The organism is Lysobacter sp. A378 (genome assembly GCF_054052125.1).
The window spans coordinates 228,388-247,529 of sequence record NZ_JBSVRK010000004.1 but is presented as its reverse complement, the minus strand read 5'-3'; the positions used below and the strand labels follow the sequence as shown (position 1 = coordinate 247,529).

15 protein-coding genes are annotated in these 19,142 nt (G+C 66.2%); 12 read left to right on the top strand and 3 right to left on the bottom strand.

Features of this window, described 5'->3' with window-relative positions; translation table 11 throughout:
- Positions 1–114: 114 nt before the first annotated feature.
- The 12 genes from ACW7G1_RS13955 to ACW7G1_RS13900 all read left to right on the top strand — a co-directional run bounded on the left by ACW7G1_RS13955 (position 115) and on the right by ACW7G1_RS13900 (position 16,104).
- Positions 115–780, top strand: a complete 666-nt coding sequence (locus tag ACW7G1_RS13955; RefSeq protein ID WP_456980354.1) for a type 4a pilus biogenesis protein PilO — start codon at positions 115–117, stop codon at positions 778–780.
- A gap of 1 nt (position 781) precedes the next feature.
- Positions 782–1,336 (top strand): pilus assembly protein PilP, encoded by a 555-nt coding sequence (locus ACW7G1_RS13950; protein ID WP_456980353.1) that lies wholly within the window; start codon positions 782–784, stop codon positions 1,334–1,336.
- 17 nt (positions 1,337–1,353) lie between these two features.
- Positions 1,354–3,444 (top strand): type IV pilus secretin PilQ, encoded by a 2,091-nt coding sequence (locus tag ACW7G1_RS13945; protein ID WP_456980352.1) that lies wholly within the window; start codon positions 1,354–1,356, stop codon positions 3,442–3,444.
- A 152-nt stretch (positions 3,445–3,596) separates the two neighbouring features.
- Positions 3,597–4,643: an AAA family ATPase gene (locus tag ACW7G1_RS13940; RefSeq protein ID WP_456980351.1), complete on the top strand. Its 1,047-nt coding sequence runs from the start codon at positions 3,597–3,599 to the stop codon at positions 4,641–4,643.
- Positions 4,589–5,536: a DUF58 domain-containing protein gene (locus ACW7G1_RS13935; protein WP_456980392.1), complete on the top strand. Its 948-nt coding sequence runs from the start codon at positions 4,589–4,591 to the stop codon at positions 5,534–5,536. Before ACW7G1_RS13940 ends, ACW7G1_RS13935 begins: the two co-directional genes overlap by 55 nt.
- The gene (locus tag ACW7G1_RS13930) at positions 5,536–6,024 is read left to right on the top strand and encodes a DUF4381 family protein (RefSeq protein WP_456980391.1); all 489 of its coding nucleotides are present in this window, start codon (positions 5,536–5,538) and stop codon (positions 6,022–6,024) included. The genes ACW7G1_RS13935 and ACW7G1_RS13930 overlap by 1 nt, the downstream gene beginning before the upstream one ends.
- A complete protein-coding gene (locus ACW7G1_RS13925; RefSeq protein WP_456980350.1) occupies positions 6,006–7,061 on the top strand; it encodes a vWA domain-containing protein in 1,056 nt (351 codons plus the stop codon). The genes ACW7G1_RS13930 and ACW7G1_RS13925 overlap by 19 nt, the downstream gene beginning before the upstream one ends.
- Complete coding sequence (locus ACW7G1_RS13920) at positions 7,058–8,875, top strand: VWA domain-containing protein (RefSeq protein ID WP_456980349.1); 1,818 nt, start codon at positions 7,058–7,060, stop codon at positions 8,873–8,875. Before ACW7G1_RS13925 ends, ACW7G1_RS13920 begins: the two co-directional genes overlap by 4 nt.
- 5 nt (positions 8,876–8,880) lie before the next feature.
- On the top strand, positions 8,881–10,554 hold the full coding sequence (locus ACW7G1_RS13915; protein WP_456980348.1) for a BatD family protein: 1,674 nt from the start codon (positions 8,881–8,883) through the stop codon (positions 10,552–10,554).
- A gap of 80 nt (positions 10,555–10,634) precedes the next feature.
- Entirely contained in the window at positions 10,635–11,957 is a 1,323-nt protein-coding gene (locus ACW7G1_RS13910) for a dicarboxylate/amino acid:cation symporter (RefSeq protein WP_456980347.1), read from the top strand.
- 120 nt (positions 11,958–12,077) lie between these two features.
- Positions 12,078–14,861 carry a protein kinase domain-containing protein gene (locus ACW7G1_RS13905; protein ID WP_456980346.1) on the top strand — a complete coding sequence of 928 codons (2,784 nt, stop codon included), beginning with the start codon at positions 12,078–12,080 and terminating at the stop codon, positions 14,859–14,861.
- A complete protein-coding gene (locus ACW7G1_RS13900) occupies positions 14,845–16,104 on the top strand; it encodes an FHA domain-containing protein (protein WP_456980345.1) in 1,260 nt (419 codons plus the stop codon). Before ACW7G1_RS13905 ends, ACW7G1_RS13900 begins: the two co-directional genes overlap by 17 nt.
- A 23-nt stretch (positions 16,105–16,127) precedes the next feature.
- On the opposite strand, the gene ACW7G1_RS13895 is transcribed toward ACW7G1_RS13900, so the two are convergent.
- The 3 genes from ACW7G1_RS13895 to ACW7G1_RS13885 all read right to left on the bottom strand — a co-directional run bounded on the left by ACW7G1_RS13895 (position 16,128) and on the right by ACW7G1_RS13885 (position 19,135).
- Positions 16,128–16,826, bottom strand: coding sequence for a type II secretion system protein (locus tag ACW7G1_RS13895; RefSeq protein ID WP_456980344.1), 699 nt, complete (start codon positions 16,824–16,826; stop codon positions 16,128–16,130).
- A gap of 63 nt (positions 16,827–16,889) precedes the next feature.
- Positions 16,890–18,002 (bottom strand): hypothetical protein, encoded by a 1,113-nt coding sequence (locus ACW7G1_RS13890; protein ID WP_456980343.1) that lies wholly within the window; start codon positions 18,000–18,002, stop codon positions 16,890–16,892.
- Positions 18,003–18,079: 77 nt separating this feature from the next.
- Positions 18,080–19,135 (bottom strand): type II secretion system protein, encoded by a 1,056-nt coding sequence (locus tag ACW7G1_RS13885; protein ID WP_456980342.1) that lies wholly within the window; start codon positions 19,133–19,135, stop codon positions 18,080–18,082.
- Between the last annotated feature and the right edge of the window lie 7 nt (positions 19,136–19,142).

Below are 19,142 nucleotides of genomic sequence, written 5' to 3'. Positions count from 1 at the left end.
TGCCGATACGACGCCCGTCGAGACCGCGCCCGTCGACACCACGCCCGCTGCCGACGCGGCGGCCGATCCGGCTGAAGGCAGCGATGTCGTTGCCCCCGCACCAGGAGCCGCCTCGTGAGCCAGAAGATCAATATCCGGGAACTCGACTTCCAGAACATCGGCGGATGGCCGCAGCGGGCGCGGGTTGGCTTGTGCGTGATCATCGGCCTGCTCATCGTCGGCTTGTCATGGTGGGTATTCGTGCGCGACCAGCGCGAGCAACTCGCGGGCCTGGAACGCACCGAAACCGAACTGCGCGACGAGTTTGCCGAGAAGCAGGGACGCGCCTCCAACCTTGAGCCGCTCAAGCTGCAACTGGCGCAGATGGAGCAGCAACTGCAACAGATGTTGCGCCAGCTGCCAAGCAAGACCGAGATGCCCGACCTGATCGTCGACATCTCGCAGACCGCGCTTGCCACCGGGATCCGCAATGAGTTGTTTCAACCGGGCGCCGAGCAGCTGAAGGAGTTCTACGCCGAAAAGCCCATTGCGCTGCGCATGGTCGGCAGCTACCACCAGTTCGGCGGATTCGTCAGCGGGGTCGCCTCGCTGCCACGGGTGGTCATCATGACCATGCACGACATTTCGCTGAAGCCCCGCGGGGACGACAAGGGCGCCGGGATCACGGCCAACTCGCCACTGGAGCTTGCCGGCACGGTAAAGACCTATCGCTATCTTGACGAGGACGAAGTGGCCGAGCAGGCGCAACAGGATCAAGCGGCAAAGAAGGGAGGGTCCTGACATGCGTAACCTGACCGTTCACCGCGGGGCGCTGGTAACACGGCTGCTGGTGGTAGCGCTGCTGGCAATGGCAATGGCCGCTTGCACGCGCGGGGTGACCAGCAGCTACGACCAGGCACCGAACCTGGAGGAATTTGTGGCCGAGGTACAGGCACGTCCTGCGCCACCCCTGGACCCGTTGCCGGTGATGCAGCAATTCGAAACCTTCGAGTACGCCGCCCACGGCCTGCGTGATCCGTTCAGCAACGCATTCACCGATCGCGACGGCAACAACGGTCCGCGTCCTGATTCCGGCCGGCGCAAGCAGGTACTGGAGCAGTTTCCGCTGGACAGCCTCGACATGGTCGGCACGCTGGGCCAGGGCGGCAACATCGTGGCGTTGGTGATGGCGCCCGACAAAGTCACTTACCGGGTGAATCCGGGCATGTACGTAGGACAGAGCGACGGTCGGGTGACCGGCGTGTTCGAAGACCGCATCGAGTTGGTGGAACTGGTGCCGGACGGTGCGGGGGGTTGGCTGGAACGCGCGGCCTCTGTCGCTTTGGAAGATCAATGAGAATTGGGGATAGCACGATGACCGTATTCAAAGCCACACGATCGCGGCGTACGCAGCGCCCCCTGTTGTTTCGCAGAGCCGGTTTCGGCCTGCTGCTGGGGGGGATTGCGGCCTTCACCGCCGTGCACGCGGGGACGCCGCACGCCGGCATGGCCGCGTCGGCCGTGGTCGCGCCAGCGGCTCCGACAACCAGCCTGGACCCGGCCAAGCAACTGCCAGGTGCGATCGCGGTGTCCAACATCGACTTCAAGCGCGGTGATGGTGGCTCCGGGCAATTGATCCTCAGCTTCACCGGCACCGGTGCGACACCGGACTTGCGCAGCCAGGGGTCCCAGGTCGTCATCAATGTCGCCAACGCGTCGTTGCCGGCATCCCTGCAACGCCCGCTCAACGTATCCGACTTCGCGACCCCGGTGGATCATATCGAGGCGCGTAGCAGCAACAGTGGCACCACCCTGGTGCTGGAGACGTCGGGTGCCTACGAGTCGATGGCCTACCAGACCGGCAACGACTACATCGTCGAGATCGTGCCGCGCGCGGCCGTGGCGAAGTCCGCGTCGAAGGGCGATGACCAATCCAGCGCCGCGATGGGTGCCACCAGCGCGACCACCAGCGACAGCAGGAAGTACGCCGGGCGCCCGGTGACCTTCAACTTCCAGGACGTGCCGGTACGCACCGTGCTGCAGCTGATCGCCGAGGAGTCCAACCTCAACCTGGTGGCCTCCGACACGGTCCAGGGCAACGTGACCCTGCGCTTGATCAACGTGCCATGGGACCAGGCGCTGGACATCGTGCTGCGGGCCAAGGGCCTGGACAAGCGTCGCAGCGGTAGCGTTGTCTGGGTGGCCCCGCAGGCCGAACTGGCCAAGTACGAGCAGGACAAGGCCGACGCCCGCATCGCGATGTCCAACCGGACCGAACTGGTCACCGAGTACATCCAGATCAACTACCACAACGCCGAGCAGATCTTCAAGATGCTGACCGAGGCCAAGGGCATCGGTGGCTCGGGTGCCGGTGGTGGCGGTGGTGGTGGCCAGGGTGGCCAGATCGATACCGGCTTCCTGTCCTCGCGCGGGCGGGTGATTGCTGACTCGCGCACCAACACCTTGATGGTCAGCGATACCCCGGACAAGGTCGAAGCGATGAAGATCCTCATCCGCGAAATCGACCGTCCGGTCGACCAGGTCGTGATTGAGGCGCGGGTGGTTGTCGCTACTGAAAGCTTCATGCGCGAGCTGGGTGCCAAGTTCGGCATTAGCGGCAGCAAGGACAACGCCTACTTCAGTGGCGACATAGAAACAAATGGTAAGAATCGCACCAAGGATGTCGAAACCCAGATCGCCAATCGCAATGCGATTTACCAGAACAACCAGGCCAATGCAAATGCCATCCGCGATTGGCAGATGGAGAACACGGAGCGTGCGCTGGAGGGCCTGGCTGGGCTGCCTGCGCCTGTCCCGACCCTGCCACAACTGATCACCAGCACGATCACCCAGGGCTTGATGAGCAACCTTGGTGTGAATCCGGCCGGAGCGGTGGCGCTGTCGATTCTCAATGCCGGTTACCTGCTGGATATCGAGTTGTCGGCGATGCAGACCCAGGGGCGTGGCGAGGTCATCTCCAACCCCCGCATCGTCACCAGCAACCAGCGCGAAGCGATTATCCGCCAGGGTCAGGAAGTCGGCTACGTGACCATCCAGCCGGCCACCGCCGGCGGCGTCGCCACCCCGAGCGTGCAGTTCAAGGATGTCCTGCTGGAGATGAAGGTCACCCCGACCATCACCAACGACGGCCGCGTGTTCCTGGATCTGAACGTCAAGAAGGACGAGTTGGAGCGCTGGTTGAAGACCGGTATCGGTGAGGTTCCAATGATCAGTACCCGCGAGGTCAATACTGCGGTGCTGGTCGAGGATGGCCAGACCGTGGTGGTAGGCGGCGTGTACGAGTTCCGTGACCGCGAAGATGCCAGCAAGGTGCCGTTCCTGGCCGACATCCCGTTCCTGGGCAATCTGTTCAAGACGAAGGGCCGCAGCAAGGAGAAGGCCGAGCTGCTGATCTTCGTGACCCCCAAGGTGCTCGAGGTTTCCCAGCGCAACCATCGCGACTGAAGCGGGTTGCCAGCACCATGAAAACGGGGCCTTCGGGCCCTGTTTTCGTTGGGCAGGGCGGAGTCGAAAAGCTGAATGCGAGTCTCCCGGGACGGAACCTCGACAGCTGACATCGGTCAAACTCGAGCTGATGCCCCGACCCGAGACCCCCGATGGACGAATTTTCGATGGACGATAGCGTGATAGCTGAACAACCGGATCGCGCGTCCGGAACCGACCCGATCGAGCTGGCCCGGCTACGACGGACGTTTGACCAGCTGCGCACGGACTTGTCGGTTGAGATCATCGGCCAGGCGGCCCTGATCGACCGGTTGCTGATTGCGCTGCTGGCGGACGGACACTTGCTGGTCGAGGGCGCGCCCGGGCTGGCGAAGACCAGCGCGATCCGGGCACTGGCGGCGCGGCTGGATGCCGAGTTCGCCCGGGTCCAGTTCACCCCCGACTTGTTGCCCGCAGACCTGACCGGGACCGAGATCTGGCGTCCGCAGGATGGCCGTTTCGAATTCCTGCCAGGGCCGATTTTCCACCCGATCCTGCTGGCCGACGAGATCAACCGCGCGCCGGCCAAGGTGCAGTCCGCATTGCTGGAGGCGATGGGCGAGCGCCAGGTGACCGTCGGCCGGGCGACCTATCCGTTGCCGCCGCTGTTCCTGGTGATGGCGACCCAGAACCCGATCGAACAGGAGGGCACCTTCCCGCTGCCGGAGGCGCAGCTGGACCGGTTCCTGATGCACGTGAGGATCGGCTACCCCGAAGCCGAGGCCGAGGCCGGGATCCTCAAGCTGGCCCGTGATCGCGCGCGTGATGCGCTCAAGCCAGTGACCGCGCCCGCGACGCGGCTGTCGCAGCAGGATGTATTTGCCGCCCGCGATGCGGTGCTCGACGTCCATCTGGCACCGGCAGTGGAGCGTTACCTGATCGAACTGGTGCTGGCCTCGCGCAATGCCGCCGCCTACGACGCCGCGCTCACCCGGCGGATTGCCTGGGGGGCGAGCCCGCGTGGATCGATCGCATTGGAGCGCTGTGCACGGGCGCACGCCTGGCTGGTGGGACGCGACTATGTCACTCCGGATGATGTCCGCGCCGTCGCACCCGACGTGCTGCGCCATCGCATCCTGCCCAGCTACGAGGCGACGGCGGAAGGCTGGGATGGCGACCGGCTGGTGGCCGAGCTGCTGGCCAAAGTCCCGCTGCCGTGAGCGACGGCATTTCCCCGACGTTGGCCGAACTGGTGGCACTGCGTGCCGCGGCGAGTGGCCGGCGCGGTGCCAGGCGAGGTCGCCACGGGGTCAGCGGTCAAGCGCTGTCGCCGGTGCGTGGGCGCGGGATGGAGTACGCCGAGTCACGCGAATACATCGCCGGCGACGACGCCCGTCATATCGACTGGCGACTGACCGCGCGCACCGGACGCGCCCACACCAAGCTCTACCAGGCCGAACGCGAACGACTGACCCTGATCGTCGCCGACACCGCGCCTTCGTTGTATTTCGGGACCCGGACCCGGTTCAAGTCGGTCCAGGCCGCGCGGGCCGGGGCGGTCGCCGCCTGGGCTGCGGTCCGCGACGGCGACCGCATCGCGGCGTTGCGTGGCAGCCAGGCCGAGCCGCCGGTGACGCCGGCCGGTGGTCCTCGCGGCGCCCTGCGGGTATTGGATGCACTGATGCGGTGGTACGCACGGCCGCCCGACGAGGATGCCGGCCTTGGTGTCGCCCTCGACCATGCCCAACGCTTGCTGCGCCCCGGCTCAAGGCTGCTGGTGCTGGCCGATCCGCACAGCCTGGCCGACATTGCGGAGCGGCGCTGGTCGGTGTTGTCCCAACATCATGAAGTCGTGGTGCTGCTGTTGACCGATCCGCTGGAGTTGTCGCCACCGACGGCGACGTTGCCGTTTCGCAGCGGTGATCAACGCATCGAGCTGGACCTGGGCAGCCCCGCCCGGCGGAAGCAATGGCGTGCGGAGTTTGCCGTCCCATTGGAGGCGGCGCTGGCGTCATTGCCGGCGCGCGGGGTCCGTGTGCAGGCCTTGTCCTGTGATGCACCCAGTGAATCGTGGTTGCCGTTGCTGGGCCAGCCACGGCCGATGGTGGCGTGATGCAGGACGCGGCGCTGGTATTGCGCGACATCCACCAGCCGCCGGCGCCGCCGTGGTGGCCACCCGCACCGGGCTGGTGGTTGCTTGCTGCGCTGGTGGTTGTGGCGGTGGGCGGTTGGGCCTGGTGGGCCCGGCGGCGACGCAGGCGGCTCGCGGCCATTGCCGCGGTGTTCGACCAGACCGTGGCGGCCGCAGCAACGCCAGCCGCGGAAGTGGCAGCGATATCGGAACTGCTGCGCCGCGCGGCACGACGGGTGAGCCCCGAGGCGGATCGACTGCAAGGCGACGCGTGGCTGGAGCTGCTCGACCGTGATGCCGGAACCAAGGGCAAACGCGGAAAACGGGCGGCTGGTAACCACGGCTTTCGCCAAGGCCCGGGTCGCCTGTTGCTGGACGGGGGCTATCGCAAGCAGGTCGACCCGCAGCAGGTCGCCGCGCTGCGCCCACTCGCGCGTGCACGCTTCCTGCGATGGATGGCGAAATCGTGATCGCGGCGTGGGAAGCGTGGCTGGCGCAGGCATTCGCGGGGTTTGCCTGGCCGTGGTTGCTGCTCGCCGCGCCTCTGCCGCTGCTCGCACGTTGGCTGCTGCCGGCAAGGCCCAGTCCTTCACCGGCGCTGAAGGTGCCATTCGGTGACCGGCTTGGCGGTCTGGCCGGTGTCGGCGGCGTGCGGGGCAGTGGCGTGCCGTGGTTGTTGTGGCTTGCGTGGCTGCTGTTGTGCGTGGCGGCCGCGCGGCCGCAGCAGTTGGGCGAGGCAATCCTGCCACCGGAGCAGGGCCGGGAGCTGATGTTGGCGCTGGACCTGTCGGGAAGCATGAGTGAGCCGGACATGCAGTTGGGCGGTCGCCAGGTGGATCGGTTGACCGCGGCCAAGGCGGTGCTGTCGGACTTCCTGGACCGTCGCCAGGGTGACCGGGTCGGCCTGGTGGTGTTCGGGCGTCGTGCCTACGCATTGACCCCGTTGACGGGGGACCTGGCCAGCGTGCGTCTGCAACTGGCCGACAGCGTGGTCGGCCTGGCGGGCCAGGAAACCGCGATTGGCGATGCGATCGGGTTGGCGGTGAAGCGCTTGCAGGGCCGGTCCACGGCCCCCGCCGCCACCGCTGATGGCGATGCCGATACGGTGCTGATTGTGTTGACCGATGGCGTCAACACCGCCGGCTTGCTGAAGCCGTTGAAGGCGGCCGAGCTGGCCCGTGACGCCGGCGTGCGGGTACACACCGTTGCGTTTGGCGGTGGCGGCGCGATGTCGCTGTTCGGCTTCCAGTTGCCGATGGCCGGGACCGTCGACGATATTGACGAGGTGACCTTGAAGAAGGTCGCGGAGATTACCGGTGGCCGCTTCTTCCGTGCCGGCGACACCGCTGCGCTGGCCGGCATCTACGCCGAGATTGACCGGCTCGAGCCGGTGGAGCGTCCAGGCCAGGCGGTACGACCGAAGCTGGAGCGCTACCCATGGCCGCTGGGCGCGGCGTTCGCGCTGGGCTTGCTGGCTTTGCTCTGGCCCGGCAGGAGGCGCGCGTGAATATCGACCTCGATGCGCTGCATTTCCTTCGGCCTGACTGGTTATGGCTGCTGTTGGGCCTGCCGCTGCTGGGCTGGTGGTGGCAACGTCGCCGGCAGCGCGCGAGTGTCTGGCGTGACGCGGTTGACCCGCATCTGCTCGCGCATCTGCTCGCAGGCCGAGGCGGTTCGCGCAAGCCGCGGGTGCTGCTTGCCGCGGCCGGATACTCGCTGGCCTACCTGCTGGCCGTCCTGGCACTGGCAGGGCCGAGTTGGCAGCAGACCGCGCAGCCACTGTGGCAACCGCAGACACCGCTGGTCATCGCGCTGGACCTGTCCAGCACCAGCCTGGCCGGCGACCTGCAGCCGTCGCGGCTTGCCCAGGCACGCGCCAAGCTGGCGGTATTGCTGGACCAGCGCGAAGGCGGACAGGTCGGGCTGGTCGTCTACGCCGGCGATGCTTTCACGGTGGCCCCGCCGACCCGCGATGCAGCCAACGTCGCGCTGTTCCTGGGTGCGCTTCAGCCCGAAGTGATGCCGGTGGACGGCCAACGGGGCGACCGCGCGATCGCCTGGTCGGCCCGGCTGCTGGAGCAGGCCGGTTTCCGCAGTGGCCGGATCCTGTTGTTGACCAACCACGCCGATGCCGATGCGTTGGCCGCGGCGCGCGCCGTCAGTGCCCAGGGCTATTCGGTATCGGCCATCGGTTTGGGCACGGCCCAGGGAGCCCCCTACAAGACCGCGACAGGCGCCATAGCCAGCACCCGTCTGGAGGTCGACTCGCTACGCCAGCTCGCGGCGGCGGGCGGGGGACGCTACGTCACCCTCACGCCGGACAACTCCGACCTGGAGAGGCTTGGAGTACTGGATCCGACGGATACGGGCATGGATGGCGCTGGCGGCCAGTCCGCTGCTGCCGAGCACGGTTTGAGTTGGCAGGATGGGGGCTTCTGGTTGCTGCCGCCGCTGATGCTGCTGGCATTGTTCGCGTTTCGACGTGGCGCCCCGGTTGCCGTGATCGTGCTGTGTTTGTGGCTTCCCGGTCGCACCGCGCAGGCTGCGGAGCTGTGGCAACGCCCCGACCAGGTGTCCCATCAGAAGATGGAACAGGCAGCGCAGGCGTATCGCCAGGGTGACTTTGATCGCGCCGCGGAACTCTACGCAACCATCGACGGCGCGCAGGCCGATTACAACCGTGGCAACGCGTTGGCCAAGGCCGGCCAATATCCCCAGGCGCTGGAAGCCTACGATAAGGCGATTGCCCGCCAGGCTGCCATGCCCGACGCGGTCGCCAACCGGCAAGCCGTCGAGGCGGCGATGAAACGCCAGCCGCCAAAGGGCCCGGGCAAAGGCAAGCAACCTGAGGATCAGGATCAAAAAGATTCAGGACAGGGTGACTCGGGGCAGGGCGATTCGGGCCAGGAGCCTAAAAATGGATCCCCATCAGGCTCGCCAGCCGACAGTGGCAAGAAGTCCAAGCCGCCCAGACAAGCCGAGGATGGAGAACCGCAAGATCCCTCCAACGATCCCGGTAGCCCGCCACCGTCGCCCTCCGCACCGCCCGAGGCCGCCGATGCTAAAGCCCAGCAGGCGGCAGACGAGGCCCAGCGCGAGCGCATGGAACAGGCGCTTGGTCAGGCCAGCCAGAAACCCGGCAAGCCTGAGGAATCGGAAGCGTCGACGGCTCCTGCGTCGGAGACGCCGGACCAGCGCGAACGCAGGATCGCCAACGAGGCCTGGCTGGGCCGGGTCCCTGACGACCCGGGTGGCTTGCTGCGGGAGAAGTTCCGGATCGAGTACCAGCGTCGCCAACTACAAGGGGGCAGTGAACAATGAAACCGATGTCGCGAATAATCCTGCAAGCCTTGTTGTTGCTGCTTTCGATGGCCAGCCTGGCGGCCAACGCACAAACCCGGACCTGGCTCGACCGCGACCGGATCGAGTTTGGCGAGACGGTCACCCTCAACATCGAGACGGACACTGGCGCCAGCCCCGACTACGCGCCGTTGCAGGCCGACTTCCAGATCAGCGGCCGCAGCAGCAGCCGGCAGATGACCCTGACCAATGGCCGCGCCGTGTCACGGACCTTGTATGCGGTCGCCCTGAAGCCCCAACGTGAGGGGGTGCTGACCGTACCGGCGCTGGATATCGGTGGCCAGCGCACCGACCCGTTGTCATTGGTGGTGGCCCCGGCCAGCGCCGTCAGTCCGGCGCGCGCCGGCGATGATGTGTTCCTGGAAAGCGAGCCCGACGACACGACGCCCTACGTGCAGCAAACGGTCGGCTGGGTGGTGCGCTTGTACGCGGCGGTGCCGTTGGTCTCGGGCCAACTGGACCAAGCGGCGCCGGAGGGCGCGACGCTGCAGCAAGTGGGTGATGATGCGCAATACAGCCGCCAGATCGACGGTCGGCGCTACAACGTGATCGAGCGTCGCTACCTGCTGATCCCCGAGCGCAGCGGCAGCCTGAGCGTGCCCGGTGCCAGTTTCGAGGGCCGGGGTGCGGCCGGGTTCTTCGAGGACTTCCTGGGTCGCGGCGGTGGCGCGTTGCACGCACAGGCGCGACCGCGGGTGCTTGAGGTCCAGCCGATTCCCAAGGCCGCGCCACAGCCGTGGTTGCCATTGCACGACATGAAGTTGCGCTACTTGTCGACGCCCCAGCAACTCCATGCCGGCGTGGCGGCGACCGTGACCGTGGAAGCCGTGGTCGACGGTGCCACCACGGCCCAGGTGCCTGAGTTGCAACTGCCCCCGGTAGAGGGTGTGCAGGTATTCGCCGAGCCGGCCCAGACCGACGAACGCTTCGTCGATGGACGGCCACAGGTGACCGTGACACGCCAGTTTTCGCTGGTGCCGTCGAGGGCGGGCGTGGTGACGCTGCCGGGTTTGCCTTTGCAGTGGTGGGACGTGGACGAAGGCGCGACCCGCACCGCCAAGTTGCCGCCGCTGGAGTGGACGGTGGCTCCAGCCGCGGGTGGCTTGCCGGTGCCGCCGATGGATGCGTCGCTGCCATCGGCGGTGAGCGAGCCCGCACCAGCCAACGTGATTGCCGGGGCGGATCGTGGCTGGGTGCTGGCGACCGCGCTGTTCGCGCTGCTGTGGCTGGTGACCCTGGTGTGGGGCCTGCACCGGTTGCCCGCGGGCACGTCGCCATCGGCGGCGTCGACGCCTGCCCGGACCGATGATTCAAAGCAGGATGGGGCAAAGCAGGATGGCGCAAAGTCGGACGTCGCCGGTTTCAAGCGCGCATTGGCCAGCAGTGATTTTGAAGACATTGCCGACCGCTTGTGTCGCCTGGCCCGGTTGCCGGCGGGGAGCATTGATGAGGTGTGCGTACGGCTTGACGATCCGGCCCAGGTGGATGCACTGGACGCGATGCAGCGCGCGCGCTGGGGCGGCGGCGACGGCGTTGTCGCACGGCAGATGATGCGTGCGGCATTTGCCCGCGGCCCACGTTGGCGCCCGTCATCGCCGGAGCCCGTCTCGCCATTGCCGCCGTTGTATCCGAAACCATGAGGAAAGTCCCGTCGGAGCCAGACGTGGAATAGAGGTTCAGGTTTGCTAAGCTCGGTCGCTGTCCAGCAGGAAAACACCCGATGACCGAAGCAAAAAGCGGCGCGGACGCCAAGGGCAAGAGCAAGATGCCCTTGCATTGGAAGATGGCAATCGGTTTCGTCGCCGGCCTGTTGTTGGGGATGATCGCGCACTACGTGTCCGGAGCCGACGCCGCCTGGGTGCAGTGGCTTACCAATTACGTGACCCAGCCGGCTGGCCAGTTGTTCCTGCGGCTGATCTTCATGCTGATCATCCCGCTGCTGTTCTCGGCGCTGGTGGTTGGCATTGCCGAAATGGGGGACGTGCGTTCGCTGGGCCGGGTCGGCTGGAAGACGCTGGCTTATACGGTCATCGTGTCCAGCATCGCGGTGGTGATCGGGCTGGTGCTGGTCAACTGGCTGCAGCCGGGCGTCGGCGTCGACCGCGCCGCCGCCGAGCAGATGCTCGCCGAAGGTGCCGACCGTGCGCAGGCGATCGTCGCCAGCAGTGCGGGCCAGGCGCAGGGCATGGACATGCTGTTGTCGATCGTGCCCAGCAACGTGATTACCGCGGCGGCTGAAAACTCGATCCTCTCGGTCATGTTCTTCGCGCTGATGGTCGGCATCGGCCTGGTGATGACCAACAGCAAGGCGGCCGATACCCTGCAACGCGGTATCGAGGGGCTGTTCGAGGTGTCGATGACCTTGATCGGGCTGGTCATCAAGCTGGCGCCGTATGCGGTGTTCTGCTTCATGTTCAACCTGGCCGCATTGTTTGGCTGGGACTTGCTGGTGCGGCTGGGCGCGTATGTCGGCGTGGTGGTGCTGGCGCTGTCGATCCACATGTTCGTGGTCTACTCGATCGCGCTGAAGTTCGTCGGCGGCTATTCCCCGGTGAAGTTCTTCAAGAACTCGCAGGAAGCGATCCTGATGGCGTTCTCGACGTCCTCGTCGAACGCCACTTTGCCGACCGCGCTCAAGGTTGCCGAAGTGGATCTGGGACTGCCGCGCAAGATCTCGCGTTTCGTGCTGACCGTCGGCGCTACCGCCAACCAGAACGGAACCGCGTTGTTCGAAGGTGTGACGGTGCTGTTCCTGGCGCAGTTCTTCGGGGTCGAATTGTCGCTGGCGTCGCAGGTCACGGTGATGTTCGTGTGCATCCTGGGCGGCATCGGGACCGCGGGCGTGCCGGCCGGCTCGTTGCCGGTGATCGCGCTGATCTGCACCATGGTCGGGGTGCCTCCGGAGGGCATCGGCATCATCCTGGGTGTCGACCGCTTCCTCGACATGTGCCGGACCACGCTCAACGTCACCGGCGACCTGGCGGCGGCCGTGGTGGTGTCCCGTGGTGAGAGCGACCCGGCAGTGCTGACAATGGCGGATTGAGCGGCAGGCCGGAGGCGATCATTGGAAGGGGGGTGCCGGCTTTATGTAACGCGCCGGTAGCGTCGTAGATTGAGCGTCGTGGGGGGGGCGGGCAACCGACGGTAACTGGGGAGAGGCAGGGTGACTTTTCTGGATTTGGCCAACGCCACCGGCGCCGGCCAGCAGTTGAATGCACGTGCATTGTTCAATGCGATTGCGGACTTGCCGCAGGTGAAGCAACACGAGCGCCTGCGCGAGCTGACTTGCGACGCACAGACGATCGCGATGGTCGAGGAATTGCTCCACGCGCGGACTCGAAGTCTGGAACGTCGGGATGCCGCCGGGCTGCTCTCCGGATCAGTATCGACTGACACCGAGCTGAACGTTGGCGACACCCTGGGCTCATGGCGGCTGGTGGAGTGTCTGGCCAGCGGCGGGATGGGTACCGTGTTCATCGCCGAGCGTGCCGATCGACTGTATACACAGCAGGTCGCGATCAAGCTGATGCATGGCCAGCCCGACGCCGCGACCATCGAGCGTATGGCGGCGGAGCGGCAACTGCTGGCGCAACTCCAGCATCCCGGTATTGCGCGCCTGTATGACGGTGGCACCACGCCGGCCGGACAGCCCTACCTGGTGATGGAATACATCGACGGCCTGCCGTTGCACCACTATTGCCGCGAGCGCCAGCCGAACCTGCGACGACGGATCGAGTTGTTCCAGAACGTCTGTCACGCCGTCGAGTGCGCGCATCGCCACATGATCGTGCATTGCGACCTGAAGCCGGGCAACGTCCTGGTACGCGCCGATGGCGAGCCGGTGCTGCTTGATTTCGGCATCGCTCGCGGACTGGTCGGAGGCGATGAACATGGCGGGTTCTGCACGCCGGCCTATGCCAGTCCGGAACTGTTGGCGGGCCATCCTGTAAGCGCCGCCAGTGACGTGTTCAGTCTCGGCGTGATGCTGATCGAGTTGCTGGCACAACAAGCGGTATCGCGCGATGCCGATAGTCGTGATCGCTTGCTGCCTGCGCCAAGCCGATTGGCAGGCGTAACGGTCGATTGGCGTGCGGAACTGCGCGGTGACCTTGATGCGATTGCGGCCAGGGCTTGTGCGCCAGATCCGAAGCTCCGCTATCAAACGGTGGTGGAGCTGCACGATGAACTGCAGCGCTATCTTGAGCGCCAGCCGGTGCTTGCGCGTGGGGCGCCGCCGGGCTATCGATTGCTCCGGCTGATGCGGAGGCGTTGGCGCGAGACAGCAGCGCTGGCGCTGTTCAGTGTGCTCGCTGCCGGCTTTGTCTGGCGGTTGGATGGCGAGCGCGAGCGAGCGCAACGCGCCGCCGAGACCGCCGAGCAGGTGAGCAAGCTGCTGGCGTCCTCGTTCACCGCCGTCGATCCCAAGCAAGGTGGCGGCAGTACCGAACTCAGTGCGCGCGACATCCTTGATGCCGGTGCGGCCAAGCTCAAGACAGAGCGCATCGACAACCCCGAGGTACTGGCGCGGCTGCAGGATGCGCTGGGCAACGCTTACCTCAATCTCGGTCACCCGCAGGTTGCCGAGCCATTGATGATCGCCGCCGCGAATGGCTATCTCGACCCGTCCGTGAGCCAGCCGGGCAAAGCCGCACAGGTGCTCAGCGAGCTGGCCGTGCTGCGTGGCAACAGTGGCCACGACAAGTCTGCCATTGCCGCGGCCCGTCGCTCACTGGCCCTGCGTGAGAAAATTGGCGCGACGCCAGCCGAGGTCGCCGACTCGCTCAACTCGCTTGGCATTGCGCTGGTCCACGTCGATGGCGACGAAGCGGAAGCCGTGCTGATGCGCGCGCTGGCGATGCGCCGCGAACATGTCGGCGAGCCATCCACGGATGTCGCCTCGACCCTGCACAACCTTGGCATGTTGCAAAAGCAGCGCGAGGACTTCGTCAGCGCCGAGCGCTATTACCGCCAGTCGATGGTGATGAAGGAGGCGCTCGAGCGGGGACGCGATGCGAGCTACGAGCGCAGCTTGGGTGGGTTGGCGCAATCGGTGCGGGGACAGGGCCGGCTGGCGGAAGCGGCGGCAATGCAACGCGAAGTGCTCGATCTTGCGAAGATACTTTATGGGGATGGCGTCAACGTCGGCTGGGCCCACAACGAACTTGCCTCCACCTTGCACGACATGGGCGAATGGCCGCAAGCAGATTCGCATTACGAGGCGGCGGAGCAGTGGACAGCAGCGTCCGCTGGTACTGACAGCATCGATTACGCGATCAAGCTCAACAACCACGCCACACTCGATGAAGATCGCGGCGCGATCGATGCGGCCGAGCGCGGCTTCCGTCGCTCGCTCGCGATCCGCAGCGCACAGCTCGATGCCGACAATCCCAGTGTGTTGCGAGCCCGCTTCAACCTTGGTCGTCTGCTGTTGCGCGCGGGTAGGGTCGACGAGGCAGGCGAGTTGATCGATGGTGCCTGGGCGCAATGGCAGCAGCGGTACAAGCCGCAACATCCGTCAAGCCGGGGTCACCGGCTGCTGGTCGCCGAGTGGTTGCTCGCCAGTGGCCGTGCCGCCGATGCGGCCCGTGAATTGCGCGCGATCACCGCACTTGGCCTGGACAGTCCGCGCCGCATGGCCTGGCTGGAATCACTGCTGGCCGATCTGAGCGTGGCCGAAGGAGATCTTGATAGAGCGCGGGACCATCGTGGCGAAGCCCTGCGGGTAATGGTCGAGGAACTAGGTGGGGATCACGTGGAAGCCGCCCGGCGACGGTTGGCTTTCGCTGCCAGCCTGGAGGGGGTCGGCGATGCCGTGCGCGCGCGGCATGAGCTGCAACAGGCGGCCGCGGTGCTGGGACCACGCCTGGCGCCCGACGCACCTTTGCGCGCGGACATCAGCGCGCTGCAGGCAATACTCGGTCACCCGCGGTATGCCAGTGCCGAGTGAGGTGCCGATGTTGCATGTGCAACTGCTTGGCGAGCGCGGTCTGTGGTCGGGCAGGCGCGACGTCAGTAGCGCAATCCACTATCGAAAGGGTTGGGCGCTGCTGGGTTATCTGGCCGTGGAGCGGGGTCGTCGGCATGCCCGGGCCGATCTGGCGCAACTGTTGTGGCCGACGTTGGCAGATGGCTCGGCGCGGACCAACCTGCGCCAGGTACTGGCCGACCTCAACCAGGCGCTTGTTGGCCATGGCGGCGTCGCCATGATCGAGAGCGACCGCGACAACATTGGCCTGTTTCCGCAGCCAGGCACGACAATTGACCTGGTGGCGCTGGATCAGATCGAAGTCGTGGTCAGTGGCACCGCAGGCATGGATATCGAAGCCGTCGAACGTGATGCCGCCCGTTTTGGCGGCGAGTTCCTGCATGGGTTGGCATTGCGCGACTGCGGGGATTTTGAAAGCTGGCTGCTGCGTACTCGCACCACGCTGGCAAAACGTACAGACGCGGTGTTGACCCGGCTGTGCGAGGTGCAGCGCGCGGACAACCGGTTGCCGCAGGCCATCGTCATCGCGCGCGGACTGGTGTCGGCGAACGAATGGAATGAGCGCCATCTGCGACTACTGATGGAGCTGCTTGCTGCAGCCGGTCTGCATGCGCAGGCGTTGGATGCCTACGAAACGCTGCGTGTCAGTCTGGCGGCTGACCTGGACAGCGAGCCCGAAGCGCAGACGCAGGCGTTGCGAGTTCGCATCGAAGCCGATCGCCGGCGGGGACTGATGGTGCCGGGTCCGGCGATACCGGCGGCCGTGGCGGAGGTACTGCAGCCCCGGTTCGGCGATGTGGATGACTCCGGCGCCGATGCCGATGCTGACCGCAGGCTTGCCAGCAAGTTCAACACCGGGCCAGTGACCCGGCGCACGTTACCTGTCACCGCTGCGCTGGCGATTCCGGGGGTCAGCTGGATTGAAGTCGTCCAGGGGGCTGATCAGGGCGTGCGGCTGATGGTCACCGAGAAGCCGCTGGTGATCGGCCGTTCAAGCGACGCTGACCTGCGCGTGGTTCACCAGACCGTGTCGCGTCATCACTGTGCGATCTGGCGTGAAGGTTCCCGTGTCCGTATCCGGGACCTGGGTTCCACCAACCGCACCCGGGTCAACGATGCGCGAGTGGAGGAGGCTGAACTGAGCGACGGCGACAATGTCATGCTGGGTGAGACCGTGTTGCGTTTCGTCTGCGACCCGGGCTGACCTGCCACCGGGTAGCGCTCGCGTCAGCGGTTCATCCGCAGGTAGCCCACCAGTTCTGCAACCTGCCCGTCCGGGTTGGTCGATCCGCTCATCGTGTCAGTAGATTCCAGGCTCCATGGCGCGCCAACGGCATTGGTGATGTTTTGCTGGTCGATCTCACGGAAGCGGCCATGGCGAGCGTCGACGCGGCCGTCAATCTTGCCATCCAGCAATGTCGCCAGCTCGGGCGTCAGCCCTTGCAGCCGCATCACGTTGCGGGACCGGTTGGCGTAGACGCCGACCGCGGTGGACGGCTCCGACCACTGCACTGCGGCGAAGCACACCTGGACGTCGTGCGGCACGCCCCGGCTGTCCTGGTAGACGTAACGATCATTCATGCCTTCCCCGCGCCCGGCGGGAAGCGTGATGCCCCGCGCCAGCATCGTGTTGAGCAGATTGTCCTGGCACAAGAAGTTATTGAGGCCGTTGTTGACCAGGCCGCCAGGATTGTCGAAATTGTCGCCCGGCACCGTCCCGACTCCGGCCACGTACTGGTCGTATGCCAACAGCCAGCCCTGCACGAAGTCGGTACTGAGTCTCTCGGCGGCGGCGCTGCGGTAGACGTCGCGGCCGACAGTCACGGCACCGACCAGCAGGGCGATGATCACCAGCACCACCGACATCTCGATCATGGTGAAGCCAGCGGTGCGGTTGAAGGACGATGAAGAACGGTTGCGCTGCATTGCGGTTTCCCTGGTGGGGCATCGGTGACGTGGAAGGTCATGCGGGTCGGCGCCGGACACGGGTCAGTACATGCCGGCCTTATCCGCCGCCTTGGCATGTTCAAGGACCTCATTGTTGAGTACTGCCGCCCGTGAGATCAGCGGATCGACATCGTCATGCGCGTCCTTGGCGGATTCGTGCGCGGCGATGGCGAAGCCCTCCATCGTCGCCGCAGTGATGGTGACCGCGACGGCGGCGGCAACGGCGGCGGCGGCGAGGCCCACCTTGTAGGCGACTATGCCGGTACTGGCCAGACCTTCGGAGATCGAGTCCGCCATGCCGGCGCCGGCGCCCATCACCCCGGAGATGCCGCCCGCGATCGCGGCGCCGCCGCTGAGCGTGTTGGCCAGGGCCATTTTCTCGGCCACCGCCAGTTGGCTCTTGTAGTCGATCAAGGCCGTGTGCATTACGGCGATCGAAGCGGCTGCATTGAAATGGGCGTGACCGACAGCAGCGAGGTTGTCGCCGCAGCGCATGCGCGAGAACAACTGGTCCATTCCGACGGCGAGTACCCGGTCGTCGTACTCGGGACTGCTAGGTCGACGTGGCGAATCGAAGGCGGCAGTGCTGCCGGCCTGATGCCCACTGAACCCGTCGCCGCCGCGCGGCAGCGCCAGCGCGTAGGCTATGTTGCCGGCGATATCTGCCGGTGCGCCGGGTTGGGTGACATGCAGGAAAGCTGCATCGGCCGGGGCGTTCTGGGCGCTGCGCAAGGCCCAGCACATGTCGAGGCCGTTGATGGTGGGATTCGGTAGAGCCTTGCCCACCATCGCGGACTTTCCGCCGAAGACCTGCAGCGGAAAGTATCGATCCGAACGCTTCGACAGGTCAGCATCGTGCTCGGCCAGCGCCGCCGATCGGCGCAGCACCCCGTAGCGAATCCTGCGAGCGTTTGCATCGGGCAGGCCCAATGTCTGGTACGGCAGTTGTCCGACCTGGCCGCTGCCGCAGTTCTCCTCGCCGGAGCCGTCGCTGGCGGGGCAGGGCAGGCGGCTGTTGACCATCGCGAACGCCAGCAGCGCGTCGTCGGCGCGGCCCAGCAGGTCGGCGCTGGCCACCTCGTGGCGCTCCCGCGAGGCGGTGCCGAGGAACTGCACCAGCAGCACCGTCACCAGGCCGAGTACCACCAACACCATGGCCAGTTCCAGAAGCGAGAATCCAGCGTGCCGGGAACGCCGTTGGGGCGCGCGTCCGTATCGAGTATGGATCGGCATCATGGTTGCAGCCCCTGCTCGTCGAGATGCTGTGCGCGGAGCAAGGACTGGTTGGCCAGCGTGGTCATCCGATCGAGGTTGGCGGTGGCGGCTGTTTCCTGATCTTTGGCGGTCTCGACATCTTCGATCGCGCTGTCGAGGTCAATCGCCGCCGTGGCCACGGCAGCGATCGCCAGCCCCAGTTGAACCGTCGCCGCCACATGCGAGACGATGCCGGTGGCAATGCCGAAGGGGTCTGGTGGCCAGCCTGCGGCCTCCTGCAGGATCGCGATCATCTCGGTGAACACGCCGTAGACAACGTCGAAAGCTGCGAATGCGACCCCGGTGTCCGCGTTGGCCTTGTTCATCTTCGCCACCTGGATGGCGAACGTCCGAAAGTCCTTGTATTCCCTGGCGATCTGGGCGAGGTCGTAGGCGGTGTAGGCGGCGTGGGCCGCACCGCGCGCCCGGGCGACGCGGTCCGGACAGGCCAGGCGGCTGGCGAACTCGCCGGGCCCGATCGCGAGCACGCGGCGCCCAGCGGCGCCCGGGCTTCCGGGCAACACGAATTCGGCGGTCGCGGACAACTGGTCATGGCCGGCCTGTCCGGGATGCATCAGCGCGAACGCGGTCGGGACGCCATTCATGCCGTCCAACGTGGCCAAGTGGGCGCTCTTCAGGCGCATGCAAAAATCCAGCCCGTTGACCTGTTGAGGTGCCGGCGGCGGCCCCCCCAGGCCGAACGCAAGCGGCAACGACAGCTTGAAGTCGCTGCCGGGCGCGGTCAGGGACGATTGCACCTGGTAACGCAGCTTCAGTTGTGATGGCAGCCCGAGCATTTCCGTCGGCAGGACGCCCAGGCCGTCCTCGTTCACCGGCGCGGGGAGCTGCGAGTGCGCCAGCGCGTACCCCAACAGCGCCTGCTCGGCCCGCGCAAGGTCGCGCCCGGCGCTGTCCCCTGCCGCGACCTTCGGCGCCAGCGGCAGCGTCTGCCACAACGCGAGGCCCAGCACGCCCATCACCATCAGCACCACGGCCAGTTCGACCAGCGACCAGCCGCCTGTCTTTCGATTCATGGGCCGG